This window comes from Pectobacterium cacticida (genome assembly GCF_036885195.1).
GTDB lineage: Bacteria > Pseudomonadota > Gammaproteobacteria > Enterobacterales > Enterobacteriaceae > Pectobacterium > Pectobacterium cacticida.
The window spans coordinates 1,982,361-1,998,043 of the sequence record NZ_CP133656.1; the positions used below are offsets into that span (position 1 = coordinate 1,982,361).

At 54.1% G+C, this 15,683-nt stretch carries 11 protein-coding genes; 7 read left to right on the top strand and 4 right to left on the bottom strand.

Going from position 1 to position 15,683, the window contains the following annotated elements:
• Nucleotides 1-9 precede the first annotated feature (9 nt).
• The 4 genes from RFN81_RS09185 to RFN81_RS09200 form a co-directional block, all read right to left on the bottom strand.
• Entirely contained in the window at nt 10-201 is a 192-nt protein-coding gene (locus RFN81_RS09185; protein WP_264498783.1) for a type I toxin-antitoxin system SymE family toxin, read from the bottom strand.
• A gap of 67 nt (nt 202-268) precedes the next feature.
• On the bottom strand, nt 269-1,975 hold the full coding sequence (locus RFN81_RS09190) for a pectate lyase (protein WP_264498784.1): 1,707 nt from the start codon (nt 1,973-1,975) through the stop codon (nt 269-271).
• 84 nt (nt 1,976-2,059) lie between these two features.
• Nucleotides 2,060-2,812 carry an oligogalacturonate-specific porin KdgM family protein gene (locus RFN81_RS09195; protein WP_264498785.1) on the bottom strand — a complete coding sequence of 251 codons (753 nt, stop codon included), beginning with the start codon at nt 2,810-2,812 and terminating at the stop codon, nt 2,060-2,062.
• Between the two features lie 132 nt (nt 2,813-2,944).
• The gene (locus RFN81_RS09200; protein WP_264498786.1) at nt 2,945-3,763 is read right to left on the bottom strand and encodes an oligogalacturonate-specific porin KdgM family protein; all 819 of its coding nucleotides are present in this window, start codon (nt 3,761-3,763) and stop codon (nt 2,945-2,947) included.
• An 834-nt stretch (nt 3,764-4,597) separates the two neighbouring features.
• Between RFN81_RS09200 and atzF the strand changes: the two genes are divergently transcribed.
• From atzF to urtD, 7 genes are all read left to right on the top strand, one after another.
• Nucleotides 4,598-6,400 (top strand): allophanate hydrolase, encoded by a 1,803-nt coding sequence (gene atzF, locus RFN81_RS09205; protein ID WP_264498787.1) that lies wholly within the window; start codon nt 4,598-4,600, stop codon nt 6,398-6,400.
• The gene (gene uca, locus RFN81_RS09210) at nt 6,393-10,007 is read left to right on the top strand and encodes an urea carboxylase (protein ID WP_264498788.1); all 3,615 of its coding nucleotides are present in this window, start codon (nt 6,393-6,395) and stop codon (nt 10,005-10,007) included. The genes atzF and uca overlap by 8 nt, the downstream gene beginning before the upstream one ends.
• A 106-nt stretch (nt 10,008-10,113) precedes the next feature.
• Nucleotides 10,114-10,872: a GntR family transcriptional regulator gene (locus RFN81_RS09215; protein WP_264498924.1), complete on the top strand. Its 759-nt coding sequence runs from the start codon at nt 10,114-10,116 to the stop codon at nt 10,870-10,872.
• Between the two features lie 11 nt (nt 10,873-10,883).
• On the top strand, nt 10,884-12,152 hold the full coding sequence (gene urtA / locus RFN81_RS09220; RefSeq protein ID WP_264498789.1) for an urea ABC transporter substrate-binding protein: 1,269 nt from the start codon (nt 10,884-10,886) through the stop codon (nt 12,150-12,152).
• Between the two features lie 50 nt (nt 12,153-12,202).
• Entirely contained in the window at nt 12,203-13,792 is a 1,590-nt protein-coding gene (urtB, locus tag RFN81_RS09225; protein WP_264498790.1) for an urea ABC transporter permease subunit UrtB, read from the top strand.
• Nucleotides 13,792-14,868: an urea ABC transporter permease subunit UrtC gene (gene urtC, locus RFN81_RS09230; RefSeq protein WP_264498791.1), complete on the top strand. Its 1,077-nt coding sequence runs from the start codon at nt 13,792-13,794 to the stop codon at nt 14,866-14,868. Before urtB ends, urtC begins: the two co-directional genes overlap by 1 nt.
• Nucleotides 14,861-15,682 carry an urea ABC transporter ATP-binding protein UrtD gene (urtD, locus tag RFN81_RS09235; protein WP_264498792.1) on the top strand — a complete coding sequence of 274 codons (822 nt, stop codon included), beginning with the start codon at nt 14,861-14,863 and terminating at the stop codon, nt 15,680-15,682. The genes urtC and urtD overlap by 8 nt, the downstream gene beginning before the upstream one ends.
• The last annotated feature ends 1 nt before the right edge of the window (nt 15,683 follow it).

A 15,683-nucleotide genomic window follows, 5' to 3' on the forward strand; every position in this document is an offset into this window, starting at 1 on the left:
TTTTGCCTGTCATTCAGCCACAATGCGTATCACCAGTTGCCCCTGTTCAACGGTGATAACGACCGGGGTATCGGTCGCAAATCCCGCGGCTTCCAGCCAGTTGCCTATAAGGTGCAGGCTGGGACTGCGGCGGTAATAGCGCGTCATATTGTTGCGGTCGGCATGACGGCGGCTGAATAGCCGACCTTCAGGCGTTATCATGCTTGGGTGTGGCGGGTTCGTTATGCCAATGGCAGTCAACCACCATTGGCATGTGACAGATTACCAATTATTTCTTGTTGTTAGGCTTCAATACCTCACCGACATTCAACAAGAAAAGCTCGTTGTCCCGCGTGGAAACGCGCGTTGAGCCATCTTCCATGCGGTAGCCGCCTTCGGTGAAACCGGCACCATTCAGGAACGGGGCAACAGACTGTGGCTGATTGCGCACCGTCGCTTCCAGCGCCAGTAGGGCATAAGGCTCAATGGTATCGATATTCGCGTACTGTCTATTGGAACTATCCATGAAGAAGCCATGGGTATAACGCGTACGGATAATGTTATCGCCCACTTTTTCCGCCAACGATAGGTAATCTTTCACCTTGCTGGCCTGATATAGATCCAGCAGCGCGAATAGCGCGTAAGGGTCATTGTTCTTGGTGGTGAGATCCACGTTGACGTCTTTCCCTGGCGCAGAGCCTAGCTCACCCAGCCCCTGTGCCCGGGCAATGCCGCGAGCGACGCGCCACAGTTCCATGTCTGGTAAAACCGTATAGGCGCGCGCATACGACAGCAGGAATGTGTTATCGGCAGGATAAGGTTTGAGGACAGTGCCTTTTTTACCGTAGTAACCGTCGCGCGGTAATACATAGTTGGAAAGATCTTTGCCGTTAGCCAGCATGGGGCGGAACGTGTTGTCGGACGCGTTGTAGGCATATTTAGCAAAAGCCTTCAGGCCATCGGTCGTCCATTTCAGCAGTTCTTTGCCATCTGGGCCCAAATCTTTACCCAACTGGAGCTGCATCAGCGCATTTTCGGAATAGATCGTGCTGGTGCGTCCTTTCAGCATCATATTGCCTTCCAGCGCGGCAGGGCCGAATTCGGGGCCAAACTGACGCTGCGCGCGGTCGCCATATTTAGAATGCGTATTGGCATCGTCGGTAGTTTCATCGCGTTTCAGCGGTTGGGTAAATTGATACACGCCAAGCCCGGTTACCTTATCTCGTGGCAGAACATATTGCTGTGCCAAACGCTTTGCCCAAACCAATGCGCCGTCTTCTTTATTGTAGTTGTACAACAGCGAGGCGGAATAGATCAGATCATTGCCGGCATTCAGGAAACTGAGGCCTTTAGTGGCGAAGAAGGGGGGTTGTTGCTCAAATGGACTCTCCCAGAGCGCGCCCATTTTCTGCCCATATTTACCGTGGCGGCTGGTTTCCATCACCTTCCAGTCATAAACATGCGCATTCCAGAAACCGCGAATAAAGCGCGCGGTGGCTTCTTTATCAACGCTGAACATCAAATCGTAGTAGGGATAGGCATTTTTCAGCTCATGCACCATCTCTTTTTCACTCGGGCCTTCCGGCTGTAGCGTCTTTAAATCTACGAAGCGATGTCCGCCCCAAATCAACAGGCCGCTGTTGTCCTGATAGTGCTGGAAATGGTATTTCACTATCGCTTCAGCGCGCTGTTTATAGGCAGGGTTGCCGCTGAGGTTACTTAGCCCAACCAACACCCGCATCAGATTCTGCTGAGCAGAAAAGTTGGATAACACGGCCTTGCGTCCATCGGGAAAGATCCACTCTAGCGGTTTGCCCGTGCGTGGATCGACGCCATCAGCCAGCAGCGGCGTAGGTGATTGGCCGTGATAATGGTCTCCGGCCTTTGCCAGCACATTATCAACATATTCATTGACGATAGACAGACGGTCGGGCGCTGCGGCGTTGGCGTGTAAAGCGACCAACCCCGCAAGAATCGACAGCACAAATTTATTCATTTTGGTTACCTGTAATCACTTTAGTAAAAGGATCCCGTTTGATTAACCGGATCCCGATAAGTAAGGCGTGGTCATAAACCGAAACTAAAACGTGTAGGTAAAGCCGACTTTTCCTTTCCCTTCACGAGATTTTACATCCCGACCGCTGGCGACATCCTCAACGCCTACGTATGCTGTCCAATTGGCGTTAATAGTGTAAAACACGTCGAAATCCTGCTGATAATCATGCTTTTTGTCGTTTTGCAGAACATAATCCGCGTGGTAGTAATAAGCGTTATACGCTAGCGTGAAATTGTTGAACCCCTTATAGGCAATACCCGCTTCATAGCGATGGCGATGCGTGTCATCGTCCGCGCTCTTGCGCTTGCTACGCGTGATCTTTCTCAGGTCATAGCGATATTGCGCATGAAGATCCGACGTATCCGTTATCGCCCAGGTCAATTTCAATCCTGGCGTATAGCGAGCTCCTGAAGTCTGGCTCGCGCCAATGTCACCTACAGTTCCGTCGCCGCTGGTGCCACCGGAATAGAAACGTGCTTCCAGATTGGGCGTCAGGGTTAATTCTGGCGTTAGGTTGTAGGCAAATCCGGTATAAAATGCATAAGAATTTGAGACGACATCATCGATGGTCAGATCTTTATTCTTATTATAAAAATTCAACTCAACACCGACGTACAGGCCGTTGTCCATAAAATGCCGCATGCCGACTTGATCACCATGGTAGCGGTTCATGGTTCCCCAGCTATGTTCATAGCTGAGTTTGGTATCAGAAGCAGAGGCGGAAATAGCATAAATTTGGGCAAAAAGAATACCGGCCACAAGGTAGCGTTTTTTCATGATGGATACCATTAATAGTGTTCGTTTATGATGAAAACTGTGCGCTGACATACAAAATTCCGCGCGCAAATTTATTTTTTCATCAACGCGATATGTAATAGAGTGCGTATGTTTTATAAAACTCTGTGTTTTTTAGAAAACGTAGTTTAAACCAACTTTGATTTTCCCCTGACGGCTTGATGATGTGCTGGATTTATTAATATCATCATACTCAATGTAAGGAGTTAGCTTCTTGTTTAACTTATATTGAACTTTGAACTGATGCTCATAGTCCGTTTTACCGTTATCGTACAATGCGTATTCTCTTTCCGTGAATTCGCCCTTGCTATATTTATACGATTTCGTGGTGTTTTCGCCGATATAATAGTTAAAAACGTAGGTCAGATTGATATTATTAATTCCTGAATAGGTTATCCCTGCATCCAAACGATGGCGTCCCGTGTCGGATTTTGATAAATAGGTTTCGCCAGCATGACCATATTTGTCCGATGTGGAAATCGTTGAATAACGTGAACTGCGCGAAGGTTTCTTATATTCATATCGGTAGCGACCGTAGGTAGACCAGTTGCGATGAATGCGATAACTGTATTTCAGACCAGGTTGGTACATCATGCTGGCGTTACCGATAGAGAATTCAAAGCTCGGCGTCAAGGTTGCGGCTTTGCTCAGCTTAAGGTCCTTACCTATCACCATCCCGCCAGAGCCGCCCTGCATATCATCATAGGCCACGTCGTAGTTGCTATTTCCGCCCGCCGCCGTACTAAATTTGACTTCATATGACCAACCGTTTGTCTTTTTGTGAATCAACTTGATGGAATCTGAGTGGCGGCGATCTTCCGTCTTCCAATTATGTTCATATTGAAAGGTGGTTTTACCATCGGTTTGTGCCTGAACAAGGAACGGCGTGAACCCGGCACAAACCATAAGTAGATTACGTGTGTATGTTTTCATTATTTAAATCTCTTTTTAAATAAACTATAGGCGTAGGTATTCTCTATCCTTAAATCCGATAGGTATTATTTTCTTGACGTAAAAATAGAACCATTGAACATGGTGTTAACGCCATTAATTAATGTCAGGTAGGGGGTAACCCTGATAGCTCAGAATTAATTAATGCATAGACCATTCATTATATTATTTTATTTGAGCGGCGTTCAGGTATCATGAATAAATGATCCCGATTGCAATATTCTATTGCTGGAATTTTTCTGGTGTTTTGATTTTCCCTTAAATATCAGCTATGAGATTCTGCATAGTATGACCAAAGAGAAACACTGTTTCATTTAGCCAGATCACACATTTGGTTACTTATGAAAATTTTATGACATTACTTAATGCACTTATTTAATTCGATAAAACGGGCGGCAATATAGCCCTCGGTCGCAAAATTTTAAGTGGCACCACGTATTCTGGGAAATGGTTAATGATCGGTGCTTGGGTGTTTATTGACCTATTATTCGCGTTATTGATTCATAGGGATGTCGATATTAGACGGGATTGGCTGCGCTGCATCATAAAGTATAGATAAGCAACCCAGCTTCAGTGGTCGGCTTACGGCGAACATAACCTACTCACGTTCCTGTGTGGAATCAGCTCTACACATCTTTTCGTACTCAAATAATGCAGATCGCGTGTCTTCATGCCCCGCAATGACGCACGATTGTTCCTCTATTGTGCATAGCGATGAACCAAATTAACTAAATATTATGTAAATCAATAATATAAATTTTGGCACGCATTTCGCTTAGATGAATTCAATCTTGTATACCAGTTGGGATTCATACTATGTCGAGAATGACAGGGCTTACGCTTCAGGAGTGGAAACAGTATTACCAGCAACATGCCGACCGTGTTAGTGAAACACTGGGCGCGCTGCTCGCCAGCTTGTCAAAGGACGATCCAGCATGGATCGCGCTAGCCACGCCCGCGCAACTACAGGCACAGCTTACCGAACTTTTACCTCGGTATCGGGACAATCCCGCGTCGCTGCCGTTGTTCGGCGTTCCCTTTGCGGTAAAGGATAATATTGATGTCGCTGGCTGGCCGACGAGTGCGGCGTGCCCGGCATTTACCTATCAGGCAACTCAGGATGCGACGGCGGTAGCCCGGTTAAAAGCGGCTGGGGCAGTGGTTATCGGCAAAACTAATCTCGATCAGTTTGCGACCGGCCTGGTAGGGACGCGCTCACCGTTTGGGGCCGTGCCCAATACCTTTAATGCCGACTACATCAGCGGCGGTTCCAGCTCTGGGTCGGCGTCGGTGCTGGCGCGGGGGCTGGTGGCGTTTTCATTAGGCACAGACACCGCCGGGTCGGGGCGTGTGCCTGCCGGGTTTAACAATGTTGTCGGGTTAAAACCGACCAAAGGCTGGCTATCGGCCAGCGGCGTCGTACCGGCGTGTCGTCTCAATGACACCATCTCCGTCTTTGCTTTGACGGTAGAAGACGCCTTTACCGTTGCTGAACTGGCGGGCGGATACGATGCAACCGATGCTTATTCTCGCCGCCATCCGGCCAATACCCCTGCGGCATTGCCAGCAAAGCCACGTTTTGCCATTCCCAGCGATCCCACTTTCTTTGCCGACGATATCGCGCAATCGGCCTGGCAACAGGCGTTGGTCGCATTGGAAGCGTCGGGCGCGACGCTACACCCTATTGATTTCAGTATTTTCACACAACTCGCCGAACAACTTTATCAAGGCCCCTGGGTGGCAGAACGCACGGTGGCTGTAGGGGACATACTGCAACAGCCGGAAAACATGGACCCGGTGGTACACGGCATTGTGGCGAACGGTGAACGCTTTAGCGCAGTAGAAACGTTTAAGGCGGAGTACTTACGTGCCGAGCTGGCGCGGCAGATCCAGCAAACGTTGGCCGCGTTCGATGCGTTAGTCGTACCGACGTCGCCGACGATCCATACGCTAGAGGCAATAAAACGGGAACCGGTGCGCTACAACTCCCAGTTGGGAACTTATACCAACTTTACCAATCTGGCCGATCTCTCGGCGCTGGCGCTGCCCGCCCCATTCCGTGCCGATGGTTTGCCTGCGGGTATCACGTTGCTCGCGCCCGCCTGGCATGACCGCGCATTAGCCAGTTTTGGCCAGCGTTGGCAGGCCCAGTTGGCGCTCACGCTGGGGGCCACGGGTAAACCATTACCCGCCGAACCCGCCGCCTTGCCGCCTTCGGCGTTACACGTTCGTCTGGCGGTGGTCGGTGCGCACCTGACGGGGATGCCGCTCAACCATCAACTGACCCAGCGTGATGCCGTCTTTGTCGAAGAAACGCACACGGCGGCGAACTATCGCCTGTATGCACTGGCCAATACGCAACCGGCGAAACCCGGTTTAGCGAAAAGTGGTGATGGCGCGGCGATTATCGTCGAACTGTGGGACATCCCATTGGCGCGTTTTGGCGAATTTGTGGCGGAAATCCCCGCGCCATTAGGGATTGGCACGTTGACACTCGCCGACGGACGGCAGGTTAAAGGCTTTATTTGCGAACCGGCGGCGCTGAGCGACGCCGTGGATATCACGGAATTCGGCGGCTGGCGCAACTGGCTGGCGCATCAGGAGGCATCTCATGTTTAAGACGGTATTGATTGCTAACCGGGGTGAAATCGCCTGTCGGGCCATACGCACGCTGAAGCGTATGGGGATTGCCAGCGTGGCGATTTATTCCGATGCTGACAAAAATGCGCCGCACGTTAAGGACGCAGATATAGCCATCGCGCTGGGAGGCGAAAAAGCGAGCGATAGCTATTTATGCATCGATAAAGTACTGGCCGCCGCGCAGCAGAGTGGGGCTGAGGCCATCTGGCCGGGATACGGCTTTCTGTCTGAAAGTCTTCCGTTTGCCGCCGCCTGTGAGAAAGCCGGTATCGTGTTTATTGGGCCAACCGCGCAACAACTTGGCGAATTTGGTTTGAAGCACCGCGCGCGTGAATTAGCGGCCGCCGCCGGTGTCCCCATGACGCCGGGAACGCCGCTACTGGCGTCGTTAGAGGAAGCATTAGCCGCCGCAGAGGATATCGGTTATCCGGTGATGCTGAAAAGCACTGCCGGTGGCGGCGGCATTGGCCTGACGCGCTGTGCGGACGCGACGGCGCTGCGGACGGCCTGGGAGAGTGTGCGTCGCTTGGGCGAACAATTTTTCAGCGACGCGGGCGTTTTCCTCGAACGCTGCATCGATCGGGCGCGTCATGTCGAAGTGCAGATTTTTGGCGATGGTAAGGGCCGTGTCGTGGCGCTGGGCGAACGCGATTGCTCATTGCAACGGCGTAATCAGAAGGTCGTGGAAGAAACGCCAGCGCCACATCTGCCAGACGCCACACGCGCGGCGCTGCTCGCTTCAGCGGTGAAACTGGGTGAACTGGTCAGCTATCGCAGCGCGGGAACGGTGGAGTATATCTACGATGCTGAACGCGATGCGTTCTTTTTCCTTGAAGTAAATACGCGTTTGCAGGTGGAGCACCCTGTGACGGAGTGCGTTACCGGGCTGGATTTGGTCGAATGTATGCTGCGCGTCGCGGCGGATGAACCGCTGGACTGGGAAAAACTCATGCAGGCTCCGCGCGGCGCGGCGATCGAAGTGCGTATTTATGCGGAAGATCCGCTGAAAAACTTTCAGCCCAGCCCCGGCGTTTTGACCGAAGTGGCATTTCCCGATGGGGTGCGGGTCGACGGTTGGGTCAGTACCGGTTCCGAAGTATCGGCGTATTACGATCCGATGATCGCCAAACTGATTGTCCACGCGCCAACCCGTGAACTGGCGCTGGCGAAGATGCAACAGGCGCTGAATGCCACTCGCTTGCATGGGATTGCTACTAATCTGGATTATTTGCGGCAGATTATTGCCACCGACGCCTTTCAGCATGGCACGGTTTGGACGCGCATGCTCGACAGCTTTACGCCGTCAGCCTCAGTCATTGAAGTGATCCAACCCGGCACCTGGAGCAGTGTACAGGATTATCCTGGCCGCCTGGGGTATTGGGATATTGGCGTACCGCCGTCCGGCCCGATGGACGATCTCGCCTTCCGCCTGGCAAACCGTATTGTCGGTAATGATGACGTGGCAGCCGGGCTGGAATTTACGCTGCAAGGGCCGACGCTGCGCTTCCATTGTGATGCCGTGATTGCGCTGACGGGCGCCGATTGTCCGACAACCCTCGATGGCGAAGCGGTGCCATACTGGCAGCCCGTCACAATCAAAGCCGGACAAACGCTGACGCTAGGGCGCGCGCAGTCCGGCTGCCGCACCTATCTGGCGGTGCGTAACGGCATTGATGTGCCGCAGTATCTCGGTAGCCGCTCGACCTTCGCACTCGGCGAATTTGGCGGTCATGCCGGACGCACGCTGCGCGTAGCGGATAAGCTGGCGATTTCTCAGCCCGCGCTGCCTGCCTGCACCACGCCAGCGCCCGTGAGTGCCCCGCAAGCTGTCGATCCCGCGTTGATTCCTCAATATGGCAACGACTGGCGCATCGGTGTGCTCTACGGCCCGCACGGCGCACCGGATTTCTTTACCCACGCCGCTATTGATGAGTTCTTCGCGGCGGAATGGCAGGTACATTACAACTCGAACCGATTGGGTGTGCGGCTGGTTGGGCCGAAACCGACCTGGACACGGGAAAACGGCGGTGAAGCGGGTCTGCATCCGTCGAACGTACACGACTGCGAATACGCGATTGGCGCAATCAACTTTACCGGCGATTTCCCGGTGATCCTTACGCGCGACGGGCCGAGTCTGGGGGGATTTGTCTGCCCGGTCACCATTGCCAAGGCCGAGCTGTGGAAAGTCGGTCAGGTCAAACCCGGCGATCGTATCCGTTTTCATCCCATCAGTGCGGATGAAGCGCTGGCATTAGAACAGGCGCAGTCGACCAGCATTGCCACGCTGAACGTGGTACAGACGCCGACGTTTGACGCCCCTTCGCTGGCGTCGACAGCGCACGGTTCAGCCACCATACTGGCGGCCATTCCCGCGACCGCCACGACGCCCGCCGCCGTCTACCGTCAGGCCGGGGATAACTATATTCTGATCGAGTATGGCGAAAATGTGCTGGATCTGGCGCTGCGGTTGCGTGTTCACCTGCTTATGATGGCGATCCGCGCGTCGGAAACGGCAGGCATCGCAGAACTCTCGCCCGGCGTGCGGTCGTTACAGGTGCGTTACGACAGCCAGGTGATTCGTCAGCGTGCGTTATTAGACCTATTGCTCCATCTGGAAAGTCAGCTTGGCGATGTCAGCCAGATGAAGGTGCCGTCGCGCATTGTCCATTTGCCGATGGCGTTTGAAGACAGCGCTACACTGGGCGCGGTGGAACGCTATCGCGAAACCGTCCGCGCCAGTGCGCCGTGGCTACCGAATAATGTCGATTTTATTCAGCGGATTAATGGGTTACCCAGCCGCGATGACGTGCGCGACATCATTTTTGACGCCAGCTATCTGATTCTGGGGCTGGGCGACGTCTATCTCGGCGCGCCTTGCGCCGTCCCAATCGATCCGCGCCACCGCCTGCTGAGTTCCAAATACAATCCGGCGCGCACCTTTACGGCCGAAGGGACGGTCGGTATCGGCGGCATGTACATGTGTATCTACGGCATGGATTCGCCAGGCGGCTATCAACTGGTCGGACGCACCCTGCCGATTTGGAACAAATTCCTCAAAAATGACCAATTCCTCGCGGGTGAACCGTGGCTGCTGCGCTTCTTCGATCAGGTGCGTTTCTATCCAGTAAGCGAAGCCGAGCTGACGACGCTGCGTGAAGATTTCCGCGAAGGGCGCGCCACGATCCGCATTGAAGAATCCACTTTTGATTTTGCCGAGCACTCCCGTTTCCTGGTGGAACAGGCCGACGATATTGCCGCTTTCCGCCAGCGTCAATCCACCGCGTTTGCAACGGAAGTGGCGCTGTGGCAACAGGAAGAAGACAACCCGGTGCCGGAGATAACGCCACTCGCGCCGGTAGAGGAGGACGACGACGCTTTCCCGATCAATGCGGATATGAATGGCAATATCTGGAAAATCCTGGTGCACGCAGGGGATGACATTGAAGCCGGACAGCCGCTCATCATTGTCGAAGCCATGAAAATGGAATTGACGATCGCCGCACCGCGATCGGGTCGGGTGAAACGCATCGGTTGCCAGCCGGGTCGACCGGTCAGCCCAGGTGAAACCTTACTGTGGCTGGAATAACGGGAATAACGAATGGTGGCCGGAATAACGGCGGCAGGGACAGCTGTCGTCCGCCCGCGAAGGTGTTTACGGACGACATGAATGCCATAACGACACGGAGAACATGATGCGAGCAGGCACACAGAAGCGTAGCAAAGGTCGCCCTGAGGCGCTGGCGGAACGCGTATACCAAACGCTGAAAAATGACATTTTCGACTTTCGCCTGATGCCGGGCGATCGCTTTAGTGAAAATGAAATTGCCGAACGGATGTCGGTTAGCCGTACCCCTGTGCGTCAGGCACTGTTTTGGCTGGAGCGTGAAGGCTATGTCGAAGTTTATTTTCGCAGCGGCTGGCAGGTGCGGGCGTTTGATTTCGCCTATTTCGAGGAGCTGTATGACTTTCGTATTGTGCTGGAGTGCGAGGCGATCCGACGGTTATGCGGCATGCCACCGAGCCATTGCACCACATTGTTGGCCGATCTGAATCGCTTCTGGATTGAAGCGCCTCGTTTGGATGATGGCAACGTGGTGTCCCGCCACGATGAAGAATTTCACCGAGGCTTAGTGGCGGCCGCAGGCAACAGCGAGATGGCGCGAGTGCACGGTGAACTGACAGAGAAGATCCGTATTATTCGGCGGCTCGATTTTACCCGTGAGGATCGTATCGATGCGACCTACAAAGAACACGCCCGTATTCTGCTGGCGATATTGCAACAACACACTGAGGAGGCACAGCGCATTTTGACCGATCATATTGCCGATAGTAAGGCCGAAGTCAGGAAGATCACCTTGCATATGCTACAGCAGGCTCGGCCGCAATCGGTTCCCTCTAGGTCGGTTTTACCCGACGCATTTCATAAAAGCAAACTCACACAACACGACTAAAGGGCTAATAAATGAAAAGACGTTCATTATTAAAAGTTTTTGCGCTTTCCGCGACGGTAGTGGGCATGGGGTTGGCCTGGAGCGTACAGGCGGCGGAAACCATTAAAGTCGGTATCATGCATTCGCTGTCGGGTACGATGGCGATTTCTGAAACGCCGCTAAAGGATGTCGCGCTGATGACCATTGATGAGATCAATGCGAAAGGCGGCGTACTGGGTAAAAAACTGGAACCTGTGGTGGTCGATCCAGCGTCAAACTGGCCGCTATTTGCCGAAAAAGCGCGCCAATTGCTGACACAGGATAAAGCAGCGGTAGTTTTCGGCTGTTGGACATCCGTGTCGCGTAAATCGGTTCTGCCGGTATTCGAGGAACTGAACGGGTTGCTATTCTATCCGGTGCAATATGAAGGCGAAGAAATGTCGCCGAACGTGTTCTACACCGGGGCGGCGCCGAATCAACAGGCAATCCCCGCTGTGGAATACCTGATGAGTGAAGACGGCGGGGCGGCAAAGCGCTTCTTCCTTCTGGGGACTGACTATGTCTACCCGCGCACCACGAACAAGATCCTGCGTGCGTTCCTACATGCGAAGGGGGTACAGGACAAAGATATCGAGGAAGTCTACACGCCGTTTGGTCACAGCGATTACCAGACCATCGTCGCGGATATCAAAAAATTCTCGACGGGCGGCAAAACGGCGGTGGTTTCCACGATCAACGGTGATTCCAACGTGCCGTTCTATAAGGAGTTGGCGAATCAGGGGATTAAGGCTACCGATGTGCCAGTGGTCGCCTTCTCAGTCGGCGAAGAAGAACTACGCGGGATTGATACCAAACCGCTGGTGGGCCATTTAGCCGCGTGGAACTACTTCGAATCCATCGATAACCCCACGAACGCTCAATTTGTGGCGGCCTATAAAGCCTATGCCAAGGCAAAAAATCTCCCTAACGCCGATACGGTGGTAACTAACGACCCGATGGAAGCCACCTATGTGGGTATTCATATGTGGGCGCAGGCAGTAGAAAAAGCCGGTACTACGGATGTGGATAAAGTTCGTGCCGCGATGGCGGGGCAAACCTTTGCCGCACCCGATGGCTTCACGTTGACCATGGACAGCACCAACCATCATTTGCACAAACCCGTGATGATTGGCGAGATCGAGGAAAACGGTCAGTTCAATGTCGTCTGGCAGACAGAGCAACCGGTACGCGCGCAACCGTGGAGCCCGTATATCGCTGGAAATGATAAGAAACCCGATCATCCGATAAAAGCGGCACAGTAACCGTTGTCTCACCCCCGTCCATCCTATTGGGCGGGGCTTCTTTCTCTTATATGGCGGGTATTGCGATGATGGGTCGTCCATTCTCTCTATTTTGGCTGGTGCTATGCCTGATGCTTCCTCAACTGGCGCTGGCTAACCCGGCCGTCGATTTCGCCGCGGCCAGCCGCACGCAGCAGGCGGAAATGTTACAACAGTGGGCCGTCGCGCCAGATCCGGCACGGTTGCCATTGTTACAGGCACTGCGTGACGAATCGATAGTGCTCGATCAGAACCGGCAGCCGTTTATGGATGAGCGGGGCACGGTAGTGCCACTGGGCGATCGGGCGGAACCCGTCGGCTCGACAAAAAAACTGTTTATGAATAATCGCCTCCGGGTTCTGGCGGCCAGTGCGCTGGCCGCACATCAGCTTGTCAGTGATGATGTGGCAACGCGACTGAATGCGGTACAGCAGTTGCAGTCGGGGAATAGCGCGGAACAGCTACCACTACTGGAGCAGCGCCTGAAGGTGGAAAAAGAGGCGCAGGTACGTGAGGCGCTAGCGGTGGCGATTGCAACGCGTCAGCTAAGCAATCCCGATCCGCAGGTGCGTCTTAACGCGGTTAAACAATTAGGGCAAACCGGCGATCCGCAAATGCAGGCACGGTTACAACCCTTAACTCAGGCGCAGAACGAACCGGACACCGGCGTGCGGGCGGCGGCACAGGAGAGCCTGGATCAGATTAAGCAAAGTTTGATCGTCGGCGATTGGCTGGGGCAAGCATTCACCGGGCTGTCGCTCGGCTCCATTTTGCTACTGGCGGCGTTGGGGCTGGCGATCACCTATGGATTATTGGGCGTCATCAACATGGCGCATGGCGAAATGCTGATGCTCGGCGCGTATGCGACCTGGCTGGTGCAGTCGCTGTGCCAGCAGTTTGCGCCCGGCTGGCTGGCCTATTATCCATTGCTGGCGCTGCCCGTCGCCTTCTTTATCACCGCCGCGATCGGGATGGCGTTGGAGCGCATGGTGATCCGCCATTTATATGGCCGACCACTGGAAACCCTGTTGGCAACCTGGGGGATTAGCCTGATGTTGATCCAATTGGTGCGCGTGCTGTTCGGGACACAGAACCTGGAGGTCGCCAATCCGGCATGGTTGTCCGGCGGGCTGCGGATATTACCCAATCTGATATTGCCGTATAACCGCATCGCGGTAATCCTGTTCGTGCTTGGTGTACTACTGGTTACCTGGTTATTGCTCAACAAAACGCGGCTGGGCATGAATGTACGCGCCGTGACACAAAACCGAGCGATGGCCGACTGTTGCGGCGTGCCGACCGGACGCGTGGATATGCTGGCCTTCGGGCTGGGTTCCGGTATCGCTGGATTAGGCGGGGTGGCGTTGTCACAGCTAGGCAACGTCGGGCCGGAACTGGGGCAGGGTTACATTATTGACTCCTTCCTCGTTGTGGTGCTGGGCGGCGTTGGTCAGCTTGCCGGGACGGTAGTGGCGGCATTCAGTCTTGGCATGCTTAACAAAGTGCTGGAACCACAGATTGGCGCGGTGTTGGGCAAAATTGTCATTCTGGTACTGATCGTGTTGTTTATTCAGAAACGGCCACAGGGGCTGTTTGCATTGAAAGGACGGGTGATTGACTAATGACGCAACCCATAACGATAACGCTGACGCAACGCGCGCCGAAACTGATGTTTGGCTTGGGAGCGGCTATTTTTGTCGCCTTGTTATTGCTGCCATTTTTCGCGCTGTTGCCTCCGACGCACCCTCTGGCGCTGTCAACGTATACGCTGACGTTGATCGGCAAAATTTTGTGCTACGCGATCGTCGCGGTCGCGCTGGATCTGGTCTGGGGCTACGCGGGCCTGCTGTCACTGGGCCACGGCCTATTTTTCGCGTTGGGCGGCTATGCGATGGGCATGTACCTGATGCGGCAGGCCGCTGGAGAAGGGATGCCCGCATTTATGTCATTTCTGTCATGGACGGATTTACCGTGGTTCTGGGCGGGAACACAGCACTTCGCCTGGGCATTATGTCTGATTATTCTGGTGCCAGGCGTGCTGGCATTGGTGTTCGGCTGGTTCGCCTTTCGCTCCAAGATCAAGGGCGTCTATTTCTCGATTATGACGCAGGCGCTAACCTACGCGGGAATGTTGCTGTTCTTCCGTAACGAAACCGGCTTTGGCGGCAATAACGGATTCACGGGCTTTACCTCGCTGCTGGGGTTTCCGATCACGGCCACGGGAACCCGCGTCGGCCTGTTCGTCGCCACCGTGCTGTTGCTGGCCGTTAGCCTGCTAGTCGGATTGGCGTTGGCGCGCAGCAAATTTGGTCGTGTATTAACGGCCGTGCGTGACGCGGAGAACCGTTTGATGTTCTGCGGTTACGATCCGAAAGGATTCAAACTGTTTGTCTGGACGCTTTCCGCCGTGCTGTGTGGGTTGGCCGGGGCGCTGTATGTGCCCCAGGTGGGGATCATTAATCCCAGCGAAATGTCGCCGACCAACTCGATCGAGGCCGCCATTTGGGTGGCGCTGGGAGGACGCGGAACGCTGATAGGGCCATTGCTTGGTGCGGGTATCGTCAACGGGGCGAAGAGTTGGTTTACCGTGGCCTTTCCCGAGTACTGGCTGTTCTTTTTGGGGTTGATGTTTATTCTCGTCACGCTGTTTTTGCCGCGTGGCGTGATTGGATTGCTGACGAGGAAGAAACATGACTGAGACAATCGCTGAATCATCCGTGGCGTCACCCCCGCAGTTTGCCCTGCGACATCCTTCGGATCGTCATCGGCGCCAAACCGATCCGGTGTTGCAACTCGATAAGATTAACGTGAGTTTTGACGGTTTCCGGGCGCTGACCGATCTCTCGTTGCAAATTGGCGTAGGGGAACTGCGTTGCGTTATTGGCCCCAACGGGGCGGGGAAAACCACGTTGATGGATGTCATCACTGGTAAAACGCGACCGGATAGCGGCAAGGTGTTTTACGATCAGTTTACCGATCTGTCGACCTTATCATCCGTCGAGATAGCCCGTGCGGGCATTGGTCGAAAATTCCAAAAACCGACCGTATTTGAAGCGCTGACGGTGTTTGAAAACCTTGAAATTGCACTGAAAACCGACAAATCGGTATGGGCAAGCCTGCGCGCCAGGCTGAACAGCGAACAACGTGACCGCATTGATGACACGCTCGCGCTGTTACGCCTCGCTCACGAACGGCAGCGACCGGCGGGGCTATTGTCGCATGGACAAAAGCAATTCCTCGAAATTGGCATGCTACTGGTACAGGAACCGCATCTGTTGCTGCTTGATGAGCCAGCCGCCGGGATGACAGATGCGGAAACCGCCTATACCGCTGAACTGTTCCGCGGTCTGGCTGGCAAGCACTCGCTGATGGTGGTGGAACACGACATGGGCTTTGTCGAAAGTATCGCCGATCGCGTTACCGTACTCCATCAGGGGCAGGTGCTGGCGGAAGGATCGCTGCAAGCCGTTCAGGCGAATGAGCAGGTGATTGAGGTTTATCTGGGGCGCTAAT